This window comes from Spirosoma fluviale, from assembly GCF_900230225.1.
Lineage (GTDB): Bacteria > Bacteroidota > Bacteroidia > Cytophagales > Spirosomataceae > Spirosoma > Spirosoma fluviale.
The window spans coordinates 1-26,057 of sequence record NZ_OCNH01000004.1; the positions used below are offsets into that span (position 1 = coordinate 1).

The following is a 26,057-nucleotide window of genomic DNA, read 5'->3' on the forward strand; positions in this document are numbered from 1 at the left end:
GACCTGAGCAAGTTCAAGGCGCACTATCCGGGCTGGGACTGGACCTTTGACCTGAAGGAGACCATGACCCAGATTCACGACAGCATGGTAGCCCGTTTAGCCGTACTCGACTAGGTAGCTTGTGGTGGTGGTAGTAGTATCAGTTTTGAGAAACTGACACCACAAGCATTGCAAAACAAACAGCCCTCTTCCCGCTTCCGAATGGCCACAATGGACGTTCAGAAATGGGAAGAGGGCTGTTTTGCTTTACCCGGCTTTGTGCTTTACATACGACTAACGATCAGCTTTTTATTAATGAGCTGATTATCTTTCTTTATCTGAAGAATATACTCTCCCGTACCATACGAAGACACCGAAAGCGTAGACGAATCAACGGTACAATCGGTTGTCGATTTTATTCGACCCATTGCATCAAAAATGGTTATCACAGCCCCTCTGGCCCCATCGATGGTTACAAAATCAACAGCCGGATTTGGGTAGACATTCACCCGTACATCCGAGTTCTGGTTGAAAAAATCGACGACTTTCGATTTCGTATTCGCGGCTACTTTGGTAAACAGGAACTTCTGATTGTTACTACCACCGCACGCACTTTGTTGCAGCAGGGCTCCATCGGCGGTTGAGTTTCCCTGCACTTCAAGGCACTTGGTGCTGTTGCTGTTCACGACGTTGAAATAGCCGTCTCCTGCATCAACTAACTTGAATTTCTGGTTAGCCAGCCCGCTGGATGACCATTGGCTGGCAATAGCGCCATCGCTGGTCGACCCTCCCCATATATCCAGTAGCTTGTCGCTGTGTACCGCGCTGATGGTGTATTCCTCGTTATCTACGGCGGTCAGTGTCCACTGCTGGCTGGTACCACTGGTGTAGGTTGTCTGGATGACAGAAGACCCATCAACTTTTGATTGCGAAGCTACATCCAGGTACTTACCACTGTGTTTTGCCTGTACATAATAATTCGTTCCGTTGGTAACGCTGGCCGTTGTAGGCTGCGGGGTGGTGTTCGTGTAGAAACGGAGGCTTTGTATGTCAATGGTGCGTTCGTAATTGATACCGTTAGACCAGAAGAACAGCCGGACCGATTTTGGGTTTTTAAGGTTTCCGGCATTGTCATAAATCGTAGCCGTAACGGGAGCGAAGTTTCGGTATTTAATCGTCAGGGTTCCACTCGACATTGTTATCTCGAAGGGGTCGGACGCCGTTGTTGGTGAGGATGCCGCGTTAAAATACTGCCCCTGCGCAATGACCTTGGTATTGCCATACAGTTTGACCGGTGCATTGGCTAGTTCGAAGAAAACCTGTTGCTTTATCCGGGCGAGTACTTTCCCGTTATTATCCAGCACATCGAAGTAACAGCCACCGGTATTCGCCTGGCCGGATACCCCATTATTGGGATTGGTACCGTCAAACGTGATTGTCCCTTTCAAACTCCAGTAGTTTTGATCAATGTTGTTACCAAGATCACGGGTAACGCTATACGAACTATTTGCTTTCGAGAAATTCACATATAAATCCGGGTTGGCAAAGCGGTCGTACGAAAGCACACTTGTTTTAGCAATCCATTTGTCATTGTAGCCATTATCGAAATTATTCGTAGGGTTTCGAGTCCATCCATAGGCTCCGCTTTGCAGCACGGCTTTACGTGCCAGCCCCTGTAGCAGATCAATTCCGCCCAGATCGGATGGGTTAGTACTTATGGGATAGGCAGACAAGGTTTGCAGGGGTATAATCTGCTCCTGAATGGTATTGAGGCCATTGATCTTCCAGCGGTGTATGCCCGACCAGCCAGCTTCCTCTGCGTGGTATAGATAAACATTTCCATCCGTACCTTTCACTACCGTACCATAGTAAACGTTTCCGGCCATACCGGGAACCGCACCACCATCGATAGACTCCTGACGAGCCTCGGGACCGGTTTTACCAAACACACCCACCAGCAGCCCGTTATCGTATACATGCTGCCATTTATTGGTCTGGCTACCTTTCCAGAATTCGCCGTGGTAATTCCAGAAAATATGACGGTCATAAACACTAATTCCGCCCCCGCCGTACACGACCCCGTTTCCTACATCGTAAGCTCCATCCGATGGGTAAGGGCCTTTATAATCGGCCATCGTGGCATAGGCGGTTTTCCATAACCATTTGTTGGTATTGGCCTTAAGACCACCCAGGTGGTATCCTCCACCCACGGCTCCGTTTATTTTCCCGTCGTCAAAGGTGATCATAACACCCGAGGAAGTCGTTTCGCCCGTTCGGCCCTGACCACCGTACCAGTTAACCGGCTCTTCGCCACTGCTGATCGGAGCCGACACATAATTGACGGGCGCTCCCCAGATCGGGTTGTTGCTGGCATCAAATCCAGTCAGCGGCCGGTTCTGCCAGTCAATGGTGCCCGTTGTTCCCGATAAATTACTGGCCGACTGCTTCAGTGAACCATCGGGGGTAATATGGTAGGTGTAGCGGTTCTGTGAATCGAACGCCTGATTGGTGATGCGTAAAGGGCCGCTGGCGGGCAGTTCTACCAATACCCATTTATTGTCAGTGAACCGCTTCAGGAATCCGTAAACACGGCCATTGGGCATCGTCAACACATCCCGGAATATGTTGGTGATGTAGGTATGATTAATTGACAAGATTTCAAAATACTCGGCAGGGAGCGCAGCCCGCCAGTTTTTGACCAGTGTCCATGAGCCATTGTTGGCGGCCAGTGGTTTCGAGTAATCAATGGAAAATTCCAGAAACTGGGCAAATACCCGGCTGGAATTATTCTGGTCGACAAAGCTGCTGTAGTTATTCTGGATGTACTGGATCCGATCAATGAAGGTCCGGCCGGCCGTGTAGTGCTGCGCCCGGTAGTTACCCGAATCGCCCACCCAGAACGATCCATCGGCCTGGAACGCAAGAAACGTATCGTTAATACCTCCACTCACATCCGAAAAGTAGAACTTGTCGTTGCTCACCGTTGGGTCCGTTACGTACCCACCCCGCTGACCAAACGTCCACAAAGGCATTCCATTTAAATTACTGTACGCTTTTACCTGCTGGCTCCCCCCGCCATCGGCAACAAGTACCGTTCCGTTATCGGGCGATACGGCCAGCGCCATGGGGCGTTCCAGACCTGAAATCGCTATACCGGCATTGAGCAGCGTCCCGTCCGGCTGTACGGAATATTTGCGTACACTTGTCCCGTTGACGACCCACAGCCGGTCCTGCGCATCCACGGCCAACCCGGCTGCCTCGTTGAAAGGGAGCGTCTGGGCCAGCGCACCGGTTGTTTTATTATAGACCCGGATCTGCTGTAGGGCCTTATGCGAAACGAACAGGTAGTTGCCGCTTTTCTGGACGGCCATGCCTGTAATGGTACCATTCGTTTGGGGAATTACATCCAGACAGGAGGCATACGTTTTGCCGAGGGTCATCCGCAGCGATTGGCCGTTCGAAAAAATCTGTTCGGTATTATCACTCGTTTTTGTACCATAAACAAACCAGCTGCTGCCATTGCCATAGCCATCGTAACCTCCCCAGTAAACGGTGGTCCCATCGGTAGCCGTAAACAGGGTAGCCTGCGCCGTTTCTTCCTTCGGTGAAAACTCGATCCGGGACTGCGGGCTGCCTACAATGAACTTGGCCTGCGAGGGATGTCCTTCGGCGTAGCCTACACCATAATAGGCATTGGTACCGCTGATGGCCAAACTCTGCATCCGCAGGAAAGCCCGTTGAACATTATTATTCTTACTGATACCATACGAAGAGTTGCCAATAACGCCCTCCCAGGTGTAGCTCACATTATTCGATAATACCCGAATATCGTAGGTGTCTGTAGCCGCCGTTTGGCCATTGTCCATGAGGCCATCCCAATTCTTCGAGTAAGAACCTGCCGACATACTAACTCCGCTCCATAAGGTTCGAACCAGTGTGCCATCCTTTGCAAATACGCCCGCACTGGTACGTGTGTTGGCCGCTAAGTTAAATGAGAAAGAAACAGCACGTTTTGTTTGAGCAAGTACCAGCTCAGGCAAGCTGAAGCATAGCAGTGCTATTAAGATTGGTAAAAATCTTTTGTAGATCATTGTATTATGGTTCGTTACGATGGATAATCCTTTGCCGTTTTAGCGAATAAAGTTTATCTACTAAGACGACAATGCAAGTACGCCAAAAAAGTATTACAATAAACTATAAGTTTATCTTATTTATTAAACGTAAACAAATATAGATGTAGCTAAGTAAATTGAGTAGTATAATTCAAGTACAATTACCTAATTACAATAAACTCAATGTAGCCTTTCCACGGGTCTGATAGTAGGCAAAGAGGAGAGCAGCAGGAAGAAATGGGCTCAACACAAAAGCACGTTACCCAACCAGCAGTTTGCAGTGATGATCACTACTTACTGGTTGAGTAACGTGCTTTACTAAACGCTACGTTAGTTACTGACTGATCCTCCCCGGCTCGCGAACGTTAGCGCCGGTACGTTTCTGCAAGTCGTCGCCCAAGTCGGTGCGGGCTTCTTCGGCAATCTTTTCGAGTTTGGCTACGACCTCCGGATGTTGCTCCCGAACGTCGTACCGCTCGCCGGGATCTCGGCGCAGATCGTACAAACCCGCTGCAATGGCATGTGTTTCGGTGCTGGGTCCCGGCTTACCGCCCTGCCCCGGCAGAAATCCTTCGTATGTACGGCCGGGGTGCGCGAAAACGAGTTTCCAGTCGCCCTGCCGCACCGCTTCCAGGCTGTTCTTCCGATAATAGTAGTAAAATTTATCGCGGGGGGTTACGGAATTATCACCTTTCAACAAGGCCACCCAATCGACGCCGTCGATGCGGTTTTTAGGCAGTCGGGCACCGCAGACGCTGGCGACGGTCGGCAGAATATCCAGCGCCGTTAGTAGTTTGTTGCTCACCCGACCGGCGGGTACCACACCCGGCCAGCGAACCAGACAGGGCACCCGGTGGCCGCCTTCAAACGACGTTCCTTTTCCTTCCCGAAACCCGCCCGACGAACCGGCATGGTCGCCGTAGTTCAGCCAGGGGCCGTTGTCGCTGATGAAAATGACGAGGGTGTTTTTATCCAGCCCCTGCTGCTTCAACTCGTTCATGATCTGCCCAACGGACCAGTCCAGCTCGGTGAGCACATCACCGAAGATACCCCGCGCACTTTGTCCTTTAAACCGGGCCGATGTCGCCAATGGCACGTGTGGCAGCGGATGCGGCACGTACAGGAAGAAAGGCTTCTTTTTGTGATTGCGGATAAACGAAACCGCCTTCTCGGTGATGGTGCCGGTAATTTTCCCGGCATCGGTTAAATCCTTGATTTCCGGGCCCGGCTCGTTGCCATCTATCCAGCGCAGGGGTGGATAATGTGCTTGTGCCTGCGCCGGATGCAGCGGCCACATATCGTGCGAATAAGGCACGCCGTAGTATTCATCGAAACCCTGCTGCATGGGCAAAAACTGTTTGTTATCGCCCAGATGCCATTTGCCAAACATGCCGGTGGTGTAGCCGCGCTCTTTCAGCAACTCGGCCAGGGTTTCTTCGTTTGGATTCAGGCCAATGAGCGAGTTTGGACCCAGGGCACCGAATAGACCCAGTCGGTTTGGGTAGCAGCCCGTTAGCAGGGCCGCCCGCGATGCACTGCACACGGCCTGAGCCGCCAGAAAGTTGGTGAAGCGGGTTCCTTCGGCGGCCATCTTGTCCAGATTCGGCGTGGTGTAATCCAGCGCACCGGTTACGGATAGATCGCCATAACCCAGGTCATCCATAAAGAACAGGACAACGTTGGGTGGAGCTGCCGGAGCGGGTTTCTCAACCCAGGCGCTGATGGATAACCCAAGCCCAATGAGTGTAATGGCACTCAACACAAGGCGGGATAGTCGGATAGGTATGTGTGTCATAGCCAATGTTACAAAAATCTTAATTTGTTTACCAGGTACTACTTAACTCATGAACGAATAACCCCGAAGGGGTTGACTGTGGATATCCCCGGACGCCGTCCGGGGCCAACCCACCAGGACGCCAGACCCAACCCCGAAGGGGTTGACTGTGATGTGTCTCTACCGATCGCTCCCTCTCAGGCTAGGACGTTGCTGCCCCGGACTACATCCGGGGTTATCCATAGTCAACCCCTTCGGGGTTGGGTAGTAGGCACCTTGGTTAGCTGGTCCCGGATTGCATCCGGGGTTATCCATAGTCAACCCCTTCGGGGTTGTTAATTTGCTGGTTTGGTTTTGGGGGTTACGATTTCCCACTCGTTGATGTGCGTGGGGGTGTGCTCGCGGGCAACGATGACGTTGGCCTGACGGATTATGTCCGGGTGTTTATCGGCTATGTTGGTGGTTTCACTCACGTCTTTGTTTAAGTCATATAGCTGCCAGGGGGCAGTTCGGGCTTTGCGCACGTTCGTTTTGACAGCTTTCCAGCTCCCCATCCGAATGGCTAGCTGACCACCTTTTTCGGGGTATTCCCAGTACAGGAACGGGTGTTTCTTCTGACTGGATGGCTGTGCCAGTAACGTTGGCAGGAACGAGATACCGTCCGTCACGAAGGGATGTTTATACCCGACCAGCTCGGCCAGGGTAGCCAGCAGATCATACTGAACGGATACGTGATCGGTGGTCTGGTTCGGCTTGATCGTTCCGGGCCAGCGGGCCAACATCGGCTCGCGGATACCGCCTTCGTATACATCCATTTTCAGACCGCGCAACTTACCCACGCTGTTGAAATAAGCAGCCTCTACCCCACCGTTGAACGTAGCCCCGTTATCGCTGGAGAACATGACGAGGGTGTTGTTGTCGATGTTCAGTTCTTTCAGCAACTGCATCAATTTCCCGATCTGCGCGTCCATGTGCGTAATCATGGCCGCGTAGGTAGCTCTTGGATAAGGCGTCGATGCATAGCTCTGCTCCCCCAGATACGGCCGCTCGGCACCTCCATGATCGCCAAATTTACCAATGTATTCCTTGACGGCGGCTTCGGGTGCCTGTAAGGATACGTGGGGTGCGGTAAAGGGCAAATACAGAAAAAACGGCCCCTTTTTATTCTGCCGGACAAACGCCTGGGCTTTCTGCGACATTTTGTCTATCGCATAGTCGTTACCCCGAAAATAGGCAAACGCTTCGGGGGTGGCCGTTTCGGGGGTTAGCCGCCGGTGCACGTCGATGACGGGGTTATTGAGTTTATCGGGTTTGCCGTTTTCCCAAAGGTGCGTTGGGTAGTAGTTATGCGCCTGTTTCTGATCGAGGTAGCCGTAGAAATAGTCGAAGCCTTGCTGGTTCGGGTTGCCGGTGGTGTTTGCCATGCCCATGCCCCACTTACCCACGCAGGCTGTTTTATAGCCCTGCTGCTGCAACATCCGGCCAAGGGTGAACGCGCCCGGATAAAGCGGCATCTGTCCGCCCTCCAGCGAGTCGGGAAAGCCGCCCATCTCATAATTACCCCGAATGTATGAGTGACCGCTGTGTTTGCCGGTCAGGAGCATACAGCGGGCGGGCGCACACACGGGCATACTGGTGTAATGCTGCGTGAAGCGGATACCTTCGCGAGCCAGCCGGTCCAGATTGGGCGTCCGGATTTTCTGCTGCCCATAACAGCCCAGTTCGGCATAACCCAGATCATCGGCATAAATGTAGATAATGTTGGGTGGTACGGCACTCCGGGGGGGTGTGAAGGAAACAAGCACCCACCCGGCTACTATCAGAACCGCTACGCTACATACGACTACGCTTAACTTCATACTACTCACCATTAGATTATTACACAGAGATACACAGAGACAATAAGAGATTCACAAAGGTCTCAGTAAATCTCAGTGAATCTCTTATTGTCTCTGTGTATCTCTGTGTCAAACCTGTCTACCAACCCGGATTCTGCGTGAGCGTTGGGGTCAGATTACGCTCTTTCTGCGGAATAGGCCACAAGTAATGCCGCGACTTATCGAACGTTCGGTTTACCGCCACCACCTGAATGGTTGCCAGAGTACCAGTAGCAGTCTTGTAGGTAATGCCGTAAATAGGACCGGGCAGCACCGTTTCGGCCGTTTTCCAACGACGAATGTCGAACAGATGCTGGCCTTCGAACGCCAGTTCAACGGTTCGCTCCCGGCGCACAATGGCCCGTAGCTCCGACTGCGTAGCGGTGTTGCTGACAGACGGCTGCTTCACGTCGGTACGGCCATTACGAACGGCGTTGATGGCCGCGAACATACTGGCATCCAGCTGATTCAACTCAATTTTCGCTTCGGCATACGTAAGCAAAATCTCAGCGTAGCGCAACAGAATGATGTTGATGCCATTGTTGCCGGGATTGGCGTAGTCTTCGGTATTGATGTATTTCTTGATATTGAAACCCGTTGTTGAGGCAATGTACGTGTTACCCACGGCATCGGCGGTGCCGCTGTTTGGCTCGGGACGGAAGGTAATTCCGCTGGGCAGCACATCGCCCGTCAGGAATACAGAGAACCTAAGCCGGGGGTCGCGGTTGGCGTAGGGGTTCGCGGGATCATAGCCGCTGGTAGCATCGGTAATCAGCTTCCCGGCGGTTGTCTCGTACATGTCGACCAGCGCTTTGGTGGGCACGTAGTTGCTGTTCGCACTCTTCTGGCTGTAAGGAGCCATCAACGCAAACACATTGACCGGATAGGTGTCTTTAATGAACTGCCGGTCGAGCAACACTTCCTTGTTGTTCTCGGCGGCATAACTGAAAAGCTTTTCATAACTGTCATAAAGCCCATAAACGCCCAGTTTGATCACCTGGTCGGCGGCATCGGCGGCTTGCTGATAACGACCCGCCATCAGGTTAGCCCGCGCCCGAAGCCCCAGAGCGGCCCCTTTGGTAAACCGGCCTTTGTCGGCGGCAGCGTAGGTGGTGGGCAGCAGACCAGCCGCTTCGCTTAGCTCTTTATCCACAAAATCCCAGACCTGCGCCATGGGTGCCCGCGCCAGCGTACGACTTTCGTCCAGCGAAATAGCCGTCGTGATCAGCGGCACCTCCCCAAACAGATTCGCCAGTTTCAGGTATTGATAGGCCCGGAGCGCTCTGGCTTCGCCCTTGAACTGATTGATCACGGCCGTATTCGTAGACGGCACTTTGCTAACGTTTTCCAGAAAGTAATTACACGCCCGAATGCCCTTGTAGGCGTTGGACCACTCGGTAAACACTTTGGCACTGGTAGCATCATACTGCCCCTGTTCGACATACGATTGAATATCGAACGGCTGGTTAACGTGGGCAATGTCTGTCAGGGCGTCCCAGCTAAAAATATTGGCTTCATCGAGATCCGTATACAACGAATTGACGGCCAGTTTGGCATCGCTCTCCGTTTTCCAGAAAAGGCTTTCCGACAGGCGGTCGTTGGGAACAGTATCCAGCAATTCCCGGTCGCAGGCGGTGAACAAGGCCCCCGACACAACCAGCATAAAAGGCACGAGTATATAATTGATTCGTTTCATGAGCTTTGAAAAGTAGACGGGTGAATGGGATTAGAACTGTAGGTTAAGACCGAGTGTATACAGCGATGTTTGCGGATAATACACGCCCCGGCCCGAGCCCGCTTCGGGGTCCAGATTCCACTCGTTGAGTTTCGAGAAGGTGAGCACGTTGGTGGCCGATACATACGTCCGAATCCGGCTCAACCGCACTTTCGAAGCAATAGCCGCCGGTAGTGAATAGGCCAGCTGGATGTTTTTCACCCGCAGGTACGATCCGTCGATTACCAGCCGGTCGGAGGTGGCTACGTTGCGCAGGTCAAACTTCCTCGGGAGGGGGAAGCGGGCGTCGGTGTTTTCGGGTGTCCAGTAGTTATTGGTGTAGATCGAGTGCGTAAAGCCCTCCTGATTCCCCATTTCGGATAAGGCTCCGGCCAGGCGTGTGCTTACTTTGGCTGCGCCCTGAAAGAGCAGGTTCAGTTCAAAATTGCGGTACGAGAAATTCGAGTTAAGGCCAAAGGTGAACTTGGGAAACGTATTACCGATGTTCGTCATATCGTTCGCGTCGATCTTGCCGTCGCCATTGGCGTCGATATACTTTACGTCACCTGGTTTGGTGTTGGCCGCGTAGGTGGCCTTGTATTCCGTAATCTGCTGCTGTGTCTGGAACAGGCCATCTGTCTTGTAACCCCACAGCGCATTGATAGGCAGGCCAACCGCAATGATGTAGCGAGGGTCAATATCTGATCCAATAATGTACGGGCCGGTGCCTTTCAGATCGACAACTTTGTTCTCGTTTACACTGAAGTTGGCTCCCAGATTATACTGAAAACCCGACGGATTTTTGGCACCCCGGTAGTTCAGACTAAATTCCCAGCCTTTGTTCTCAACCGAGCCCGCGTTTTGCGGGGGTGCCGTCAACCCAATGGTTGCCGGAATGTCCAGATTCAGCAGAATATCATTCGTCAGCTTCCGGTAATAATCGACAGTCAGGTTCATGCGGCCCCGGAAAAAAGACGCATCCAGCCCCAAATCCAGTTGGGTTGTCGACTCCCAGCCCAGGTCGGTGTTGGCCAGCGTCGTTTGCCGATACCCCTGCACGGCGGCTCCGTTGAAGTTGTAGCCGCTGCCCGTTAGCGCAGCATAATAACTGTACAGATTCACCGACTGGTTGCCGGTTATGCCCCACGATCCCCGCAGTTTCAGATCATTGACCGTTTTTTGCAGACCCTGCCAGAAATTTTCTTTCGAGAGCCGCCAGCCCGCCGAGAAAGACGGAAAGAAACTATACTGTTTATCGCCGGTGAACTTCGACGAGCCGTCATAGCGTCCGTTTACTTCCACCAGGTATTTGCCGTCGTAATCGTAGTTGACCCGACCGAAGTACGACCGCAGGCCATAATCCGCATCATTACCAGTGTTGTTTTTGGTTCCGTCGTTGGCTCCCTGCCCAATGGACTGAATGTCGTTGTTATAAAACCGCTCGCGGTAGGCACTCAGGAACGTCTGGGTGTTGCCAATCTGCGAATAACCCAGTAAGCCCCTCAGATTATGACTGGCCAATTTACGGTCGTAGGTCAGCAAACTGGTCAGGGTGTATTCGCGAAGGGTGTTCCGAACTTCGGTCAGGGTGTTGTTGGCGACGGTTTTGGTGATGTTGGTATTCTTGTCGACGTTCACGTACGAGTTCGCGTAGTTCTTTTCCTGAATAAACGTACCCCGTCCGGCCAGTTGAGTCGAGAAGGTCAGCCCGTCGAGAATTTCCCAATCGGCTTTCACGTAGCCCGCCAGGTAATCCGTAGCCCGCTTTGAGTTTCCCCCGATTTCGGCGTACATCAGCGGATTGTTACCCTGCGTACTCAGGCCATACGTGCCATCGGCATATTTGGGTACGGCCCAGAGTGACCCGTGAAACAGGAAGTTGATGGGGTCAATAATAGGGGCCTGCGAATAATTGTACCGGTAATTGATATCGCCACTAACGCGCAGTTTGGGCGAAATCGTGTAATCGGTATTCAGGCGAATCTCCCCGATTTTGCTGTTGAAGTTCGTAATGATACCGCCCTGATCCTGATAGCGAAGGCTCAACCGGGTACGCAGAGCTTCAGTGCCCCCTGCAACGGCAATGGTGTGGTTTTGCTGGGGAGCCGACTGGAGTACCGTTTGAAACCAGGTATTCGGCATCGGGTATTTTTCGCGGTCGGTAGCCGTCACATACGCCTGAATAGACGACTCGGTGAACCGGGCGGGCAGGGCTGCCCCGGCATTGGTATAAGCCACGACCTGCAGCCGCATGTAATCTTCAATGCCCATCATGGTCGGCTTGTTGATGGAGTTCTGGATGGCATAATAGCCGTTGTATTCCACCTGCACCTTGCTGCCTCTGGCCCGTTTTGTCGTCACGAGCACTACGCCGTTGGTTGCTCTTGACCCGTAGATGGCCGTCGAAGCCGCATCTTTCAGGATCGAGATTGTCTCAATATCGTCCGGGTTGATGTCTGACAGCCGCTGCTCGATGCCGTCCACAATCACCAGCGCGTCGTTCTTGCTCATGTCGTAACCGCCGGTACCGTTATTCGTACCGGCCGTATTGCCGATGCCATTGATGTTGAAAGTCGTGATGCCCCGAACGCGAATGGCGGTATTGGAGCGCCCCGGCGAGCCACCCTGATCGAGCACCGTAACGCCCGGCAGCTGCCCCTGCAACGACTGCTGGATATTGGAAACCGGTCGGCGGGCAATTTCTTCAGCCCCGATCTGCGCTACGGAGTTGGTCAGGCTATTGCGTTTCTGGGTACCATACCCCACAACGACGACCTCATCGAGCTGCTTGTTATCCGTCACTAACGCCACCTCTATACGTGTCCGGCCGTTTACCGCTACCTCCTGCGTAGTGAAGCCAATACCCGAGAAAACAAGCGTGGCATTGGCGGGAGCCTCCAGCGTAAACCGACCGTTAGCATCGGTGCTGGTGCCTTTCGTCGTATTCTTGATCACGACATTCACACCGGGGAGCGTTTCGCCGGTTTCGCTCTTGACGGTACCCGTAACGGGCTGATCGAGGGTAGTAATAGTTTGACTTCGTTGGGGCTGCCTGGTGCTGGTCAGCGCAACGGGCTGCGACCAGCCGGGTTGCCTGCCAATAAGCAATAGCATTGCCAGAAGACCCGCGCCGGAGACTTTTCGTAGATGATTTACCATAAAATTTACAGAGAGCTAAGTGGCTGTTTTTCCGTAAACCAGAACCAATAGACTCATTGATGAGCCATCAACAGATGATCAGGAGCAGCCTGCTGTTGATCAGACAGAAAAACCCATCAAAACAAAGCGTAAGAGGTCCGGCAAAGAATTAGAATTGTTAATTGATAGGCAAAGGTGTATTAGTCAGATTTCTTTTGCAAGAAAAAAATTAAAAATTTGACTATCAATTAATTACCTAATAGTCTATCGAGAATTGCATGTATTATTGGCAGCATGTGCCTACTCAGGAAAACCTCCCTGAGCGTAAAGCCGTTAGCTTATTTCGGATAGCCCTATTCGTAAACCAGGCGTATTACTCGGCAAACGACCCAGTCTAGTAATCGACTTTCCTCCGCTTCTCCTTCACATCGCCCTTCTGCTTCTTTTTGGTAATTCGCTCCTCCACGGCGGCTTTTGATGGTTTGGTAGCTTTGCGGGGCTTGGGTTTCTCGAAAGCCTTTTCGATGAGCCGGTAAAACTTCTTCGTTACCTTCTCTTTATTGGCCAACTGGGTGCGCTCGGTCTGGTGCGTCAGGACCAGTTCGCCCTCTGTCGTCAGTTTGTTGGCTAGTTTTTCTTCCAGAACGGCCCGTTCTTCTTCGGAGAGCACCTGCGAGTTGCGAACATCGAAACGGAGTTCAGCCTTGGTGGCTACTTTATTGACGTTTTGCCCACCCGCTCCCCCACTCCGGGCAAACTGATACTGTAATTCGGGCTGTAAACGACTGGCATTCATATCTGATCAAATTAACCGGAGAGCTGAACATAACTATGTGCCCATCTGGCGAACAATCGCCGAACGCGCGGGTTAGTTCCCAAGGTAGAGACAAGGCATGCCTTGTCCCTACAACAACATCAACAACAAAACAACAAACTGAATCATGATTGCAAAAGACCAGAACCAGATTTCACTAGTCGAGGAGACGGTAAATACCTTCGACGGAAACATCGATGAAACAACCGCATCAGACGGTCTGTCGATCATTGACAAATGGCTGAACCGACTGGAAGAAGCGGGCGACGAAATCACTGACGACATCGCCGAAACCCTCGAACGGTTACGCCCGGAAATTGACACCGCCCAACGGTACAACCGAATCGACAACCAGCGCATTGCATCACTACTACAGGAATTGATTGAGCAAACCCGGGCCGTAGCGGCCACGCCCGAATCGAGTGCGGAGCAGGAGGAACTGTCCCAATTAATTGCCGTACTCGAAAATCTTCATCGGCAGGCAGCCAGTCAAATCAGCTAACCCTAAACTCGACATCGTATGGCAATGGATCAACACGCAGCAAACTTAATTGGCCTGACCACTAAGGCCTTTAATGGCGAAACGGCGGCAATATCGCCCACGGATGGCATTTCGCTCATCGACAGCTGGCTCAACTTTCTACAATCGGAGGGGTCCGCAACGTCACCCCTCGTTGACGCTTTGGGCAACCTAAAGGCTGAACTCCAGAGCGGAAATCCCAACGGCGACCACGTAGAGCGTATTTTAAAGGCCCTGTCCAACGAGACAAAGCAAACGATCGGCAGCGCCGATGAAGACAGTAAGCCCAAACTAACCTTCCTCTCGGAAGCTCTGCAGGGATTCAGCCAGCAATTGACGGGCAAAGCAAGACGAAATACGTCTGGCGAGCAGGCCCCCATGACCAGCACGGTTGGGGGCGAATCGACACATAGCGGGGCGGGGATTTCTGGTTTTGATCCATCGGCCGATGACCTGACCGAGCGCAACGGCGGCACCGTCAGCAGCGGCCCTACGGTGATAATGGAGGATGCGGCAACCAGCGACGACGCTTCGGAACCCACACGCACACCCGACGAAACCGACGACAAGGGAAGCTCCCGAGTTGGCCCCGGCGATAATTCGACAGCTTCGCAGGACTCCCGAAGCGATACCGGCGGCCGGATGGCTGGCATGGGCGTTTCGGGTGGAGCTGGCGACACCGATTACAGCCAGTCGGGAGGGCGGTCGCAGTACTAAACGGAAACACCCGTCACTGGTTCAGATTACCCAGGTCAACTTAAACAAAGCGCCCCGGACGGGGTTATTTGAAGACAACAAACCACTGACAGATCAGGCACTAAATCGGATGACGATACGGGCCGGACTGTTGCTAACCTGAACGAACTATGCCTTCTCACGCATTGGATCAGCGCTTGTTTGAGCGAACGAACAACCTTACCGACGATAACAACACCGTTCTGGCCTCGCCACAGGACGGTATCGACCTTATTAATAACTGGCTGCGGGTCATTGAGGGAAACACAGCGACCCAGCTTATTGAAGCCGACTTAAAGGAACTGCGGGATGAGCTAACCCTCGACGAACCCGACGCCGACCGTGTAAAGGGCCTGCTCCTTAATCTGGCCGACAACACCGCGCTGGTGGCCCAAAGCCGCAACGTACAGGAACAAACCGAAGGCAAACTGGATGATGTAGCCTTTACGCTACGCACACTGGCCGGCCTTTAATTGGTTACTGGCTAGTTGTTCTTAGCTATTGGGTTATCAGTTATTAAATCATTGTCCAACCCAATAACCAGCAACGCAATAACTAGTAACCGGTAACGAATAACCAAAACCAATATGCTCGGATCAAATATTTTAGAGGAGGGTATGCTCAATGATACCCTCAAAGCGTTTCGGGACAACAATGACAGCCAGTCACCCATTTCGGCCACGCAGGGGGTTATGCTCCTTGACGGATGGCTCCAGGCGCTGGAGGGCGATTCGAACATCGACCAGCTGAAGAGTACGCTGAACGAACTTCGGGCGGCTTTGCAGGCATCTCAACCCGATGAATCATACGTCCGGCAACTACTGGGTAGCCTTGCCGATCAGGCACAGGTTATAGCAGAGGCCCCAACCTCTGAAGGTACCTGGACGGGCGGTTTGGTAAGCCTGTCGAAAATCCTGAGAAAATTTAGTACCAATCAATAATCTGGCTTCTGCCTGGTAAATATCAGGCAGAAGCTTTTTTCATTACAATGTTATGGAAGGAACAGGGACAACACTGGAGCACCGAATGCTCACGGATACCCTCGGCGCATTTGGCGAAGGTAATCTCACCACGCTTTCACCCGAACGAGGTATCCTTTTACTCGAAGGCTGGCTAAATGCACTACCCGGCGACGTGGGTGCCGAGCGTATTATGGCCGAAATTACTGCCCTTCGCGACCACCTGAAAACGGGCGATTATGATCTGGAAATGATCCGACACCTATTGCTCAATATGGCCAGCCATACCGCAACACTGGCGCAGGAGCCAGTCGTTGATGGTGTCACATCCCATCAACTCACGCAGTTAGCCCACGCGCTACGCAACTTTTCCAACCAGTTCTGATATGTTTACGCACGAAGAATCCTCGGCACTGCTCGACTCGACAATGACCGTTGTAGAGGGTGACCCGACCAGCACAACCCCACAAAGTGGTACGGGTGTTATTGACCAGTGGCTTGCCGAACTCAATCAGGCAGAGAACGCTAAAGACATTGCCAGCACGCTTGAACAGCTAAAGACGCAGTTGAAGAGTGATCAGATCAATACCGGGGAGTTGGTTGGCCTGCTGGAAACACTGGCTACCCACACGACGCAGTTCAGCACCATGATGGGGCCGGAAGGCGATATGAGCACTCGGCTCGAAGCCCTTTCCTCTGGTTTGCGTGCATTGGCGGGTCAGATCGGAAATAAAGAGTAGACTGAATGTAGTACCGACCGTCCCGGTCGGGTGTGAACTCAAGTTTTCTCGCCCGACCGGGACGGTCGGTACTACAACTCAGCGGTTATTCCAGTAGATCAGCACATTCAGCGTGGCCCGGCCGGAGGCAATCAGGTCCAGGTCGCCGTCACCGTCGAGGTCGGCGGCTTGCAGGTCCTCGCAGGCCATCCGTACGCTGTCGTCCAGTGGATACCCCGCCACGCTTCCCCGCTCCTGCGGTTTAAACAGGCGAATACCCACTTTTTTGTCGGCATTGGGATTTCGCCAGCCCGCCACGATCTGGTCGCTGCCAATGCCCAGAAAATCGCCGGACACAAGCGCGTGTCCCTGACTAAACATGTCGCTCAGAACGCTGATCTCCTTATTCGCTTCTTTATCTTTTACCTTTTTCGTCGAATAATTTCCGGTTTCTACCTGTAGCAGATTGCCGTGCATGGGTTGAATGGTAGCGATGCTTTTTCCGTTATCCAGCCGCCTTATTTCGCCGATACCGGCCACATCTTTGGTTAGCAGCGGCAGGGCATTGTTGGCGGATTCACTATCGACTGCCCGCCATTTTTTTCGACGCCACTGGAAAATATTCCCGCCCTCTTTACTCGCCACGATCAAACCCGTAGATGACCCGTTGTCGCCGTCTTCCCAAATCTCAACGTTGTGCGTGAGGTGCATGGTTGAGTCGACCACATGCCGTTTCCAGGCACCACGCGGGTCTTTCGGGAACTCATAGCCCCAGATTCGGACGCCCCGGCCTTCGCCGTTTTTGTTGCCCAGGCCGTGCAGAGGCACCACAATTAACTGGTAACTACTCTTGCCCACTCTGGCCCAGCGCATGCGGTGGGTGGTCACTTCGTGCGGCAGTCGAACGGGTTCCCAGCGCTGGGTGGGGTCCTGCGGACGCACGAGGTAAAAAACGGCTCCGGATTTGGTGCTGTCGCTGGTTTCGGCGGGGTTCCAGCCAGCGCCAACGGCTACTTCCACACGCCCATCGCCGTCCAGATCGCGGGCGGCAATACACACATTATCCTGCGGGGTCAGATTAGCCGCCATGACGTACCGTTTCCAGCCATCCGCTTTAGTGCCCTGAGCCGGGCGCCCGGGATTCTTGTACCACACAAACTCTTTCTGGTCGGCCAGCAGAATATCGGGAAGCCGATCGCCGTCAACATCTCCAATAGCCAGCCCGTAGCCAATATTAATTTGATTATCAACAACTTCAATGGAAAACTTCAGCGCATTGGCTGGTGGTGTGTCCGTTTGGGCCATCATAGGTGAAGCCGTCAGCAAGCACAGAAACAGGGCGTTTTTCATAGCGGTTAGGGGTATGCCTGACAAAGTCGGGTAAACAAAGGTTCTACCGGGACAGACTGATTCGTTCGCCCAGTTGCATAACACGGTACGTCGTCCCGTACTGTTCACAGGCATTTACAAAATCGGCTGGGTCGGCGGTGTTGAATTCAAATAAGTCGTAGTGATGCGGAATAACCAGTTTGGCCCCAATGTCGCGCCCGAGCCGGGCGGCTTCATCGGGGTTGAGGTTGCCCGCCACGCGCCGTTCGGGTTTATTGCCATTGATGGGCAGAAACGCCACATCGACCTGAAACGGGCGCAACACCTCTTCCATTCCGTCGTACCAGAGTGTGTCGCCGGAATGATACACCCGATACCCACCGAGTTCCACCACGAAGCCCATGAACTTGCAGCGCCCTTCGGCATCTCGTTCGAGTTCGTTATGGGCCGCTGGAACACCATGAAACACAAACGGTCCAACGCTAACCGTTTGCCCGTCGTTCATACCAATGGGCCAGTCCGGGCTGGTTTTAAGCCGGTCGGCAATGAACGCCCGATTCGCTTCGGGAATGACGAAGGCCAGTCCTGGATTAGCGGCTATAAGAGGGAGCAGGGTTTCGGTATCAAGGTGGTCGGTATGGTTGTGGCTGGAGGTTACCACGTCGACCCCCTTCAGCCGACCGGGCTCAATGACGAGTTCAGAAATTCGGACATGCGGCTTATCGGTATCGGCATATTTGCGGGATAGCGAGTCGGACAGATAGGGGTCGAACAACAGTTGGTTATCGTTGTGCCGGAGCAGGAAACCACTCTGGCCTAGCCACCAGATGTGCAGTGTATCAGACTGACTTGTAGCCGATTCCATATCGGCGAGCAGGACATTGTCTTTTTGAAAAGCAGGTTTAAGCATAAATAGTATCGATCTAACAACGTTCAAATCCGGGCAAGTACCCAGTCAAGTACTCGGGCAGGCAGCAGGCGGGGAATAATCCAGCCCACAAGTTTGCCGGGCACCAGCGCATAGCGAATACGCGGACGGGGGGTTTCGTGAATATCCACGATACGCTCGCCCAGGTAGTCAATAGAAAAGCCCCGATTTTCGGCGGCTTCTACCTGCTTCAGAAATCGTTTCATAGCGGGGTAATAGGGCGTGTCGGCATAGAGGCTCATGTCGGTTCCTTTACCCCAGATGGGTGTTTTAACCGCCCCCGGGCCTACGATGATCACCTTGACACCAAACAGCCTTACCTCCCGACGCAGGCTGTGCGAGATGCCTTCCACGGCGTGTTTTGAACCCACATACGCACCCATGAACGGAATAGCCACCTGCCCGTTTACCGAGCTGATGTTCTGAACCCGGCCCGGCTGAACGGGGTGATCGTTCCGGGCACCCAGCAAGGGTAAAAATGCCTGCGTTACCTGAATAAGCCCCAGTACGTTCACCTCAAAATGCTGCCGGATGGTGTCCATTGGCTGATGTTGCAACGGGCCACCAATGGCAATTCCGGCGTTGTTAATGAGCCCGCCCAGACCACTCCCCGCCAGCCGTTCGGTGAGAGAACGGGCCGCTTCAGTCACAGCATCGGCATTGGTTACGTCGAAGAGAAGCGGCACAAACCGTTCACCCAGCTCAACCTGCAGCCGGTCGGCATCGGGTTGCGTTCGCACGCTGCCGAAAACGGTGTAGCCACGCTTAATAAAGTGCCTGGCGGCACCGTAGCCAATGCCGGTTGAGACACCGGTAATCAGAATATGTTTACTGACAGGTTTCATCCGGTAAAGCTACACGGAATGGCGAATCGATTGGCGGATTCGGTCATTTCTGTCTGATGAAAAAAGCGCTGTAGCATCAACCGCCCGCCGAAAAAACTTACTTACACCGTCGTCAACAAACGCGGGAAAATTGGCGTTATGCAAGTAAAAAAGAGCGAAAGGCTCACTCTTTAACTTCACTCATGCAGGACATAGAACCTTTCTACGGCTGGGAGAAATACTATACCGCATCGGAAGACGAGCGGTCTCCGTTTCACGAACGGGAGTATAACATGCAGCAGTATGACAATGATATCTACGGCTATTACATCCATCCGTTATGGGATGAAATAGGCTCAGAAACACTGTATTGCAAGATTTTATTCGCCAACTACGACCGCCAGTTCGTGGTGATCGAACTGTTTGGCGAGTGGAACGACACGCTCCACAACGACATTATGTACCTGAAGCGCCAGGTAATCGACCCACTTGTGCACGAGGGCATCAAGTACTTCATTCTCATCAGTGAGAACATCCTCAATTTTCACGGGTCGGATGACAGCTACTACGAAGAATGGTTTGACGATGTGGAAGACGGCTGGATTGCGGCCATTCATTCGCCGGAATTCATTGAGCGGGAATGGAAAAAATACCACCTCGACTATTACATTAACTTTGGTGGAACCCTCGACATTGCCAACTGGCGAACGCTTAAACCGGCCGGACTTTTCGAGTTGGTAAACAGCCTGATCATACGCAGGATTGGCTAACGGAGCAGGCAACGCGAACAGGAACAGGTGTTCTTACGCCCCTTTCGTCCCTCCTTTCTCCCTCCCTCCCGCCGGGCTCTCCTTTCCTACGTTTATTTTTGCTTCTGCCCCGGTTTCTGCTCATCTTTAGCCCTTTAGAAGCTGTTTGAATGAATCGCTTCCTGGTAAAATCCCACAAGACAATCTCATGGAAAACAACGAAAAGCCCAGAGCGGCAGAAGACGTACAGGCGGCTAAAGCAACAGCGGCCGAAAAATTAGAAGCCTTTAAAGCAGAAGCGGGCCAACACCTGGATGCCGTTGGTACCCAACTCGACGAACTAAAGGATAAACTGGTTGCTCAGGCGCAGGCCTTCGGAAAAGACATCGACGTTGATGGCTTAAAGGCAAAAGCGACCGAGCATTTCGAAGCGGCTAAGGTATCTACCGCCGAAAATCTGTCGAACCTGCAGGCGCAGGCAGAAACAGCGTTTGCTGCTGCTTCTGCCAAAGCAGATGAATTGTCGGATGTTGCCGAGGATAAATTTGACGAATTAAAAGCAGAAGCGGCCGTTCAGCTGGAAGCAGCTCAGGTTAAACTGGATCAGTTAAAGGCAGAAGCAGCGGTTCAGATCGAAGAGGCAAAAGAAAAAGCAAAAGGCGTCTGGCATCAATTGTTCGGCGAGTAATCCTCACGATAAGTCATTCTATAAAAAAGAGGCCGTTCTCACGAATGGCCTCTTTTTTATGGTAAACTCATTACTGGATAAACCTCTCAACTGCCAGTCAAGCAGATGAAGAAGGGCACACTGGGTTTCTTCAATATAGGCTCTGCAACGGCTAATACATACAATATAATGGTGTTCGGCACAACTCTCTGACCTTATTGCGGGAACGTTTCAGACGCATCTTTACGGCACTTTCCTTCAGATTTAGTTGTAGACTGATCTGGCTCACGGGTAAACCATCCTCATACTTCAGTTTCAGCATCAGGGCATCTTTTGGTCTAATAGCCCGGAGTACATTGGAAAGCTGCTGCAATTGATAATCCGTTTTTTCTGAATCGTCCATGCCTGTATAATAATAATCAATGCCTTCATCCAACGCTATTGTTGCCAATCGTTTGGCGCGCTTCAGTTGATCGAGGCAGTAATAGTAAACAACACTCGTTAACCAGGTGGCAAAACTTGAGCGCCCCTGGAAGCCGTCCAGCGATACAAAAACCCGAATAAATACATCATGGGTAAAGTCCTGTGCCTGTTCCGGGTTCTTTGTCATTGCCAAACATTGCTTATAGACCTTTTTTTGGTATCGCCTGTAAAGACTTTCGTAGCAACCGGCCGCACTTGATTGTATATGTTGCCTTATAATCTCTTCATCGCTCAGCGTAATTTTCATGATCCGGTTAGATTTATGTAGTTCAGGAACAAACGCACCGTTTATATCACCAAAATTTGTTAACAATACAACATAAAGTACTATTTTTCGATAAAATAACAATTTCACCCCCAGTTTGGTAGACTATTCACTATATTAGTAATATCAAGTTACAGATAATATCTTTTGTCTAGAGAAATTGTTACTATATTGCATAGTAAAACCACTTATAATATATTTATATATCTTCTTACTTACTATTTTCTCCTCTTTTATTTAATGAAAGGAATCGTTTTCACCGAATTTTTAGAAATGATCGAAGATAAGTTCGGTTATGCATTGGTTGACCAACTACTTGATGAAAGCGATCTCCCATCTGGCGGGATATACACAGCAATCGGGACCTACGACCACGCCGAAATGGGTACCCTGGTCAGAATTCTGAGTGAGAAGACGAATATTGCCGAAGCGGACCTGTTACGTTCCTATGGTCAGTATATGTTTTCGGCATTTACCAGAAGTTATCGCCCGTTTGTTGACCGGGCCAGTTCAGCGTTCGAGTTGCTCAATTCGGTACAGCATTACATTCATGTTGAAGTTCGAAAACTTTATCCGGATGCGGAGCTCCCCCACTTTACTATTGATCAACCCTCGTCGAACCACCTTCGTATGCTCTATACATCGGAGCGCAAGCTGTCTGATTTCGCGCATGGGCTGATTGAAGGCTGTTTGGCAAACTTTGGCGAAACAGCAACAATCGTTAAAACAAATCTTGTCGAAGACGGGAGTCAGGTTTTATTTGACATTGTGAAGGTGTAATTATGGAGGAAGACATTGACCTGCTAAGAAGGAAACTTGTTCGCGAAAAAACGGCCCGTCTACAGGCAGAAGCCATCCTGGAGAAGAAAGCACTGGCACTTTACAACGCCAACGAACAGCTATTGCACCTGAATGAAAACCTGGAGCAACAGATTCGGGACAAACTGGCCGAACTCCGCGAGAGCGAGCAACGCTATCGCCAGCTTATCGAATCGGTTCAGGATATAATTTACAAAATCTCGCCCGAGGGTTTCTTTACGTTTGTTAGCCCCGTTGTCGAGAAACTGCTGGGCTATACGGAGGAGGAGTTTCTGAGCAGTCACTTTACCTCCGTTGTTCAATTGGGCTACCGGAAAAGGCTCATCAACTTTTATCGGACTATGATGTCCGAACGGCAGGACAGTACGTATAATGAATTTCCGGTAGTAGCCAAAGATGGCCGTACCGTCTGGATCGGGCAGACGGTACGGCTGATCGAGGCCAATGGTCAGATCCAGGAACTGGTAGCGGTAGCCAGAGACATTTCGGACCGGAAGCTCGCCGAGATTGAACTGGAGACCACCCAAACCCGGCTGTCTACCCTGATCACCAACCTACAGTCGGGCGTGATGGTAGAGGACGAGTATGGGCGGGTTATTCTGGCCAACCAGCTCTTCTGCGATATTTTTCAACTGCCGCTTTCGCCCGATCAACTCATTGGGCATGACGGCATGGAGACCCGCCAGCAGGTAAAACCGCTCTTTGTTCATCCGGAATGTTTCACAGACCGGATGAACGAACTGCTCCTAAGCCGGGAGGCTTGTGTTGGCGAAGAAATCAGTATGGTCAGTGGCCGTATCCTGGAACTCGACTACATCCCAATCTTCCTGGATGCCAACCAGTACATGGGGCATCTATGGCGCTACACCGATGTAACGGAGAAGTACATGGCCCGTGAGCTTATCCGACGCAGTGAAGAAAAGTACCGGGGCATCATGAACAACATGGAGCTGGGCCTTTTTGAGGTTGATAACGACCAGATTATTGTTCGGGCTTATGAACGATGCTGCCAAATGCTGGGCTATTCGGAGGACGAAATGGTGGGTAAAAATGCCACTGATCTTCTGGTACCGGCCGAGTTTGTGGAAATCGTTGAACGGCAGCAGCAGGAACGGCAGCAGGGCATTGCCGGTTCATACGAACTGCAACTGGTCAAAAAGGATGGCAGCCGCATCTGGGTGCTGGTTAGTGGCGTACCTATACTGGACGAACACGGTACGGTAGTAGGCTCTATGGGCATTCATTACGACATGAACGAGCGCAAACAGCTGGAACACGAGCTGGCCCGCGCCAAACAGTACGCCGAAGAAGCGCAGCAGGCCGAGAAACAGTTCTTTGCCAACATGAGCCACGAAATCCGAACCCCGCTCAATGCCATCATCGGCATGTCGCACCTGTTGTACGACACCCAGCCTACCGCCCAGCAACGCGAGTACATCAATATTCTGAAAACCTCCGCCGACTTTTTGCACAGCCTCATCTCCGATTTGCTGGATATGACCAAAATAGAAGCTGGCCGCATTGAAATTCATGCCCGGCCATTCGATTTGGCGGGTCTGCTCAGGAGTACCCAGAAGGTATTTGAAATGAAGCTCCAGGGGCGGCCTATTTCGATTGATATTCTACTGGATACCCGTATTACCAACACGTTTATTGGCGATGATGTGATGCTGAATCAGATCATGATGAATCTGGTTGGCAACGCCGAGAAATTTACGGAGGAGGGTCAGATCCAGATTATTGGCAAAGTTAAAAAAGAGGAAGACGATAAAAGCTGGATTGAATTTATCGTATCGGACACGGGCGTGGGGATTCCGGCCGATAAAGTTGACCTCGTCTTTCAGAAGTTCAAGCAGGTTAATCCTCAAGGGTATAAACATAAAGGGACAGGGCTGGGACTGGCCATTACTAAAGAGCTTGTTGAACTTCAGGGGGGAAACATATCGGTAAAAAGTCAGGAAGGCGTTGGCAGCACCTTTACTTTCGTTATCCCCTATACTAAATCGAAAGTCCAGGTTGAACCGAAAAACAATGTCGACAAGCAGCTTGTTATGGCAGAGGAGCTAAAAACCTGCTCCGTACTGGTTGTTGAAGATAACCTCATGAACCAGACTTACATTGGCAGCTTACTGAATAAATGGAATGTACCTTACATAATGGCTTCGGATGGAAAGCAGGCGGTTGAACAGGCCAAAAAGCAGCCATTCGATATTGTTTTGATGGATATTCAGATGCCCATCATGAATGGCTACGAAGCTACGGTTGCCATTCGCAGTACGCAGAATCCCAATCAACATGCCCCTATTATTGCGCTCACGGCATCGGCCATGCTCGATCACAAGAGCATAGCGATGGAAGCCGGCATGAGCGACTTCCTGACCAAACCGTTTGAGCCAGCCCAGCTTCTTTCCATTTTACAGCGTTTTGCCCCGGCCGCAGCTATTGATAGTGAAGGCTGTCTGCTGTTCAATAAAGCCCTGGACCGAAAACGCCTGTCTGACCTTTATGGTACGGATGCCGCCTATGCATCGGAGATGTTCTCCCTCTTTTTGAGCGATGTTGTGCCCGACATACGCACGCTGCCGCACTTATGCACTACACAGGACTGGGCCGTTTTGGCCAATGCCGCGCACCGGCTGAAACCAACCCTGGCCATGGTAGGACTCTCGACCCTGGAAGAGAAAATGCGCCAGCTGGAGAAAAGAGCCCGGCAGGATGCCGATAAAAGCGGGCTTGAGGTGGACTGCCGCACCTTCGTTGATGAACTGGATAAAATGTTACCCATTCTGGAAACAGAATTACAAATGCTTTCCCAGCTATGAGGCTCAGTTGTATAATCGTGGAAGATGAGGCAATGTCTCGCAAAGCGCTTCAGCGCCTTTGCGAACAGCATCACGCACTGCACGTATTAGGCATATTTGATAATGCAAGAAGCGCACTGGACTACCTGGCGCTCCAGACGGTCGATTTGATCTGGCTGGACGTTGAAATGCCCGGCCTCTCAGGTTTTGATTTGTTAGAGCAGCTTCCGTCTATTCCCTACGTTATTCTGACAACTGGCAAAATAGAGTATGCCTTCGAAGCTTTTCAGTATAATGTAACAGACTACCTGAAGAAACCACTCACCCTGCCCCGATTTAACCTGGCAGTTGAGAAAGTGATGGAACTGAACGCACGGTCTAAAGCGACGGATGCACGTAAAGAGATCTACATCAAAACAGACGGGCGTTACATTCGGTTGCCCTTCGAGAGCATTACGTACATTGAAAACATAGGTGACTACGTCAAGATTTTTACCGTGACGCAAACCCACATTGTATACACGACCATGAAATACCTGGAAGAGAAACTGGGGATACAGTTTCTGCGTGTACACCGCTCGTATATTGTTCACCTCGACAAGATCGTGGATATCCAGGATAATACATTGGTTATCAACAACAAGGTCATTCCTATTAGCCGTGCAAACAAGCCCGAATTAATGAATCGACTCAATCTGCTTTAGACGCATCCAGACTACGTAAATTGAGATTTTCATTTACATAACGAACGCTTTTTGATCCCTGTACACTCACCAATCCATACGTTTACCAGTCAATTTTTTCCCTTTTACTTAATTTATATTTCGTAGATTTAAATTAACTCTATATTT

At 51.6% G+C, this 26,057-nt stretch carries 21 protein-coding genes and 1 pseudogene; 12 read left to right on the forward strand and 10 right to left on the reverse strand.

Annotation, left to right across the window (positions count from 1 at the left end; genetic code table 11):
• Positions 1-114: pseudogene (locus CRO74_RS32080) on the forward strand (NAD-dependent epimerase/dehydratase family protein); the annotation flags it as partial.
• Positions 115-263: 149 nt separating this feature from the next.
• Here CRO74_RS32080 and CRO74_RS21350 read toward each other — a convergent pair.
• The 6 genes from CRO74_RS21350 to arfB all read right to left on the reverse strand — a co-directional run bounded on the left by CRO74_RS21350 (position 264) and on the right by arfB (position 13,390).
• On the reverse strand, positions 264-4,070 hold the full coding sequence (locus tag CRO74_RS21350; protein ID WP_245877939.1) for an RICIN domain-containing protein: 3,807 nt from the start codon (positions 4,068-4,070) through the stop codon (positions 264-266).
• A 355-nt stretch (positions 4,071-4,425) separates the two neighbouring features.
• Entirely contained in the window at positions 4,426-5,886 is a 1,461-nt protein-coding gene (locus CRO74_RS21355) for a sulfatase family protein (protein WP_097128751.1), read from the reverse strand.
• A 314-nt stretch (positions 5,887-6,200) separates the two neighbouring features.
• Complete coding sequence (locus CRO74_RS21360; protein WP_097128753.1) at positions 6,201-7,724, reverse strand: arylsulfatase; 1,524 nt, start codon at positions 7,722-7,724, stop codon at positions 6,201-6,203.
• Positions 7,725-7,842: 118 nt separating this feature from the next.
• Complete coding sequence (locus tag CRO74_RS21365) at positions 7,843-9,438, reverse strand: RagB/SusD family nutrient uptake outer membrane protein (protein ID WP_097128755.1); 1,596 nt, start codon at positions 9,436-9,438, stop codon at positions 7,843-7,845.
• A gap of 30 nt (positions 9,439-9,468) precedes the next feature.
• Positions 9,469-12,615: a SusC/RagA family TonB-linked outer membrane protein gene (locus CRO74_RS21370; RefSeq protein WP_097128757.1), complete on the reverse strand. Its 3,147-nt coding sequence runs from the start codon at positions 12,613-12,615 to the stop codon at positions 9,469-9,471.
• 373 nt (positions 12,616-12,988) lie between these two features.
• Positions 12,989-13,390, reverse strand: a complete 402-nt coding sequence (gene arfB, locus CRO74_RS21375; protein ID WP_097128759.1) for an alternative ribosome rescue aminoacyl-tRNA hydrolase ArfB — start codon at positions 13,388-13,390, stop codon at positions 12,989-12,991.
• A 145-nt stretch (positions 13,391-13,535) separates the two neighbouring features.
• Here arfB and CRO74_RS21380 point away from each other — a divergent pair, with 145 nt between their 5' ends.
• The 6 genes from CRO74_RS21380 to CRO74_RS21405 all read left to right on the forward strand — a co-directional run bounded on the left by CRO74_RS21380 (position 13,536) and on the right by CRO74_RS21405 (position 16,362).
• Positions 13,536-13,910, forward strand: a complete 375-nt coding sequence (locus CRO74_RS21380) for a hypothetical protein (RefSeq protein ID WP_097128761.1) — start codon at positions 13,536-13,538, stop codon at positions 13,908-13,910.
• Between the two features lie 18 nt (positions 13,911-13,928).
• Complete coding sequence (locus tag CRO74_RS21385; protein ID WP_144035961.1) at positions 13,929-14,645, forward strand: hypothetical protein; 717 nt, start codon at positions 13,929-13,931, stop codon at positions 14,643-14,645.
• A gap of 149 nt (positions 14,646-14,794) precedes the next feature.
• The gene (locus CRO74_RS21390) at positions 14,795-15,136 is read left to right on the forward strand and encodes a hypothetical protein (RefSeq protein ID WP_097128765.1); all 342 of its coding nucleotides are present in this window, start codon (positions 14,795-14,797) and stop codon (positions 15,134-15,136) included.
• A gap of 114 nt (positions 15,137-15,250) precedes the next feature.
• On the forward strand, positions 15,251-15,604 hold the full coding sequence (locus CRO74_RS21395; RefSeq protein ID WP_097128767.1) for a hypothetical protein: 354 nt from the start codon (positions 15,251-15,253) through the stop codon (positions 15,602-15,604).
• Between the two features lie 52 nt (positions 15,605-15,656).
• On the forward strand, positions 15,657-16,007 hold the full coding sequence (locus CRO74_RS21400) for a hypothetical protein (protein ID WP_097128769.1): 351 nt from the start codon (positions 15,657-15,659) through the stop codon (positions 16,005-16,007).
• 1 nt (position 16,008) lies between these two features.
• Entirely contained in the window at positions 16,009-16,362 is a 354-nt protein-coding gene (locus tag CRO74_RS21405) for a hypothetical protein (protein WP_097128771.1), read from the forward strand.
• A gap of 78 nt (positions 16,363-16,440) precedes the next feature.
• Here the strand turns inward: CRO74_RS21405 and CRO74_RS21410 are convergent, their stop codons facing one another.
• Genes CRO74_RS21410 through CRO74_RS21420 form a run of 3 tightly spaced genes read right to left on the reverse strand, consistent with a single transcriptional unit; the run spans position 16,441 to position 19,443 of the window.
• Positions 16,441-17,691, reverse strand: coding sequence for an FG-GAP repeat domain-containing protein (locus tag CRO74_RS21410; protein ID WP_097128772.1), 1,251 nt, complete (start codon positions 17,689-17,691; stop codon positions 16,441-16,443).
• A gap of 43 nt (positions 17,692-17,734) precedes the next feature.
• Positions 17,735-18,580 carry an MBL fold metallo-hydrolase gene (locus CRO74_RS21415; RefSeq protein WP_097128774.1) on the reverse strand — a complete coding sequence of 282 codons (846 nt, stop codon included), beginning with the start codon at positions 18,578-18,580 and terminating at the stop codon, positions 17,735-17,737.
• Between the two features lie 23 nt (positions 18,581-18,603).
• Complete coding sequence (locus CRO74_RS21420) at positions 18,604-19,443, reverse strand: SDR family NAD(P)-dependent oxidoreductase (protein WP_097128775.1); 840 nt, start codon at positions 19,441-19,443, stop codon at positions 18,604-18,606.
• Between the two features lie 182 nt (positions 19,444-19,625).
• Here CRO74_RS21420 and CRO74_RS21425 point away from each other — a divergent pair, with 182 nt between their 5' ends.
• Positions 19,626-20,192 carry a hypothetical protein gene (locus CRO74_RS21425; protein ID WP_097128777.1) on the forward strand — a complete coding sequence of 189 codons (567 nt, stop codon included), beginning with the start codon at positions 19,626-19,628 and terminating at the stop codon, positions 20,190-20,192.
• Positions 20,193-20,379: 187 nt separating this feature from the next.
• Positions 20,380-20,859, forward strand: a complete 480-nt coding sequence (locus tag CRO74_RS21430) for a hypothetical protein (RefSeq protein WP_097128779.1) — start codon at positions 20,380-20,382, stop codon at positions 20,857-20,859.
• A 151-nt stretch (positions 20,860-21,010) separates the two neighbouring features.
• Here CRO74_RS21430 and CRO74_RS21435 read toward each other — a convergent pair whose 3' ends face one another.
• On the reverse strand, positions 21,011-21,568 hold the full coding sequence (locus CRO74_RS21435; protein WP_097128781.1) for an RNA polymerase sigma factor: 558 nt from the start codon (positions 21,566-21,568) through the stop codon (positions 21,011-21,013).
• A gap of 258 nt (positions 21,569-21,826) precedes the next feature.
• On the opposite strand from CRO74_RS21435, the gene CRO74_RS21440 reads away from it, so the two are divergent.
• From CRO74_RS21440 to CRO74_RS21450, 3 genes are read left to right on the forward strand one after another with little or no spacing between them, the layout of a single operon-like run.
• The gene (locus CRO74_RS21440; protein ID WP_097128782.1) at positions 21,827-22,366 is read left to right on the forward strand and encodes a heme NO-binding domain-containing protein; all 540 of its coding nucleotides are present in this window, start codon (positions 21,827-21,829) and stop codon (positions 22,364-22,366) included.
• Between the two features lie 2 nt (positions 22,367-22,368).
• On the forward strand, positions 22,369-25,227 hold the full coding sequence (locus CRO74_RS21445) for a PAS domain-containing hybrid sensor histidine kinase/response regulator (RefSeq protein WP_097128784.1): 2,859 nt from the start codon (positions 22,369-22,371) through the stop codon (positions 25,225-25,227).
• Positions 25,224-25,910 (forward strand): LytR/AlgR family response regulator transcription factor, encoded by a 687-nt coding sequence (locus CRO74_RS21450; RefSeq protein ID WP_097128786.1) that lies wholly within the window; start codon positions 25,224-25,226, stop codon positions 25,908-25,910. Before CRO74_RS21445 ends, CRO74_RS21450 begins: the two co-directional genes overlap by 4 nt.
• Positions 25,911-26,057 lie beyond the last annotated feature (147 nt).

Excerpts from the sequence above, each read along its gene's own strand:
- CRO74_RS21350 (WP_245877939.1), bottom strand. The coding sequence starts at position 4,070 with ATGATCTACAAAAGATTTTTACCAATCTTAATAGCACTGCTATGCTTC.
- CRO74_RS21355 (WP_097128751.1), bottom strand. The coding sequence starts at position 5,886 with ATGACACACATACCTATCCGACTATCCCGCCTTGTGTTGAGTGCCATT.
- CRO74_RS21360 (WP_097128753.1), bottom strand. The coding sequence starts at position 7,724 with ATGAAGTTAAGCGTAGTCGTATGTAGCGTAGCGGTTCTGATAGTAGCC.
- CRO74_RS21365 (WP_097128755.1), bottom strand. The coding sequence starts at position 9,438 with ATGAAACGAATCAATTATATACTCGTGCCTTTTATGCTGGTTGTGTCG.
- CRO74_RS21370 (WP_097128757.1), bottom strand. The coding sequence starts at position 12,615 with ATGGTAAATCATCTACGAAAAGTCTCCGGCGCGGGTCTTCTGGCAATG.
- arfB (WP_097128759.1), bottom strand. The coding sequence starts at position 13,390 with ATGAATGCCAGTCGTTTACAGCCCGAATTACAGTATCAGTTTGCCCGG.
- CRO74_RS21380 (WP_097128761.1), top strand. The coding sequence starts at position 13,536 with ATGATTGCAAAAGACCAGAACCAGATTTCACTAGTCGAGGAGACGGTA.
- CRO74_RS21385 (WP_144035961.1), top strand. The coding sequence starts at position 13,929 with ATGGCAATGGATCAACACGCAGCAAACTTAATTGGCCTGACCACTAAG.
- CRO74_RS21390 (WP_097128765.1), top strand. The coding sequence starts at position 14,795 with ATGCCTTCTCACGCATTGGATCAGCGCTTGTTTGAGCGAACGAACAAC.
- CRO74_RS21395 (WP_097128767.1), top strand. The coding sequence starts at position 15,251 with ATGCTCGGATCAAATATTTTAGAGGAGGGTATGCTCAATGATACCCTC.
- CRO74_RS21400 (WP_097128769.1), top strand. The coding sequence starts at position 15,657 with ATGGAAGGAACAGGGACAACACTGGAGCACCGAATGCTCACGGATACC.
- CRO74_RS21405 (WP_097128771.1), top strand. The coding sequence starts at position 16,009 with ATGTTTACGCACGAAGAATCCTCGGCACTGCTCGACTCGACAATGACC.
- CRO74_RS21410 (WP_097128772.1), bottom strand. The coding sequence starts at position 17,691 with ATGAAAAACGCCCTGTTTCTGTGCTTGCTGACGGCTTCACCTATGATG.
- CRO74_RS21415 (WP_097128774.1), bottom strand. The coding sequence starts at position 18,580 with ATGCTTAAACCTGCTTTTCAAAAAGACAATGTCCTGCTCGCCGATATG.
- CRO74_RS21420 (WP_097128775.1), bottom strand. The coding sequence starts at position 19,443 with ATGAAACCTGTCAGTAAACATATTCTGATTACCGGTGTCTCAACCGGC.
- CRO74_RS21425 (WP_097128777.1), top strand. The coding sequence starts at position 19,626 with ATGCAGGACATAGAACCTTTCTACGGCTGGGAGAAATACTATACCGCA.
- CRO74_RS21430 (WP_097128779.1), top strand. The coding sequence starts at position 20,380 with ATGGAAAACAACGAAAAGCCCAGAGCGGCAGAAGACGTACAGGCGGCT.
- CRO74_RS21435 (WP_097128781.1), bottom strand. The coding sequence starts at position 21,568 with ATGAAAATTACGCTGAGCGATGAAGAGATTATAAGGCAACATATACAA.
- CRO74_RS21440 (WP_097128782.1), top strand. The coding sequence starts at position 21,827 with ATGAAAGGAATCGTTTTCACCGAATTTTTAGAAATGATCGAAGATAAG.
- CRO74_RS21445 (WP_097128784.1), top strand. The coding sequence starts at position 22,369 with ATGGAGGAAGACATTGACCTGCTAAGAAGGAAACTTGTTCGCGAAAAA.
- CRO74_RS21450 (WP_097128786.1), top strand. The coding sequence starts at position 25,224 with ATGAGGCTCAGTTGTATAATCGTGGAAGATGAGGCAATGTCTCGCAAA.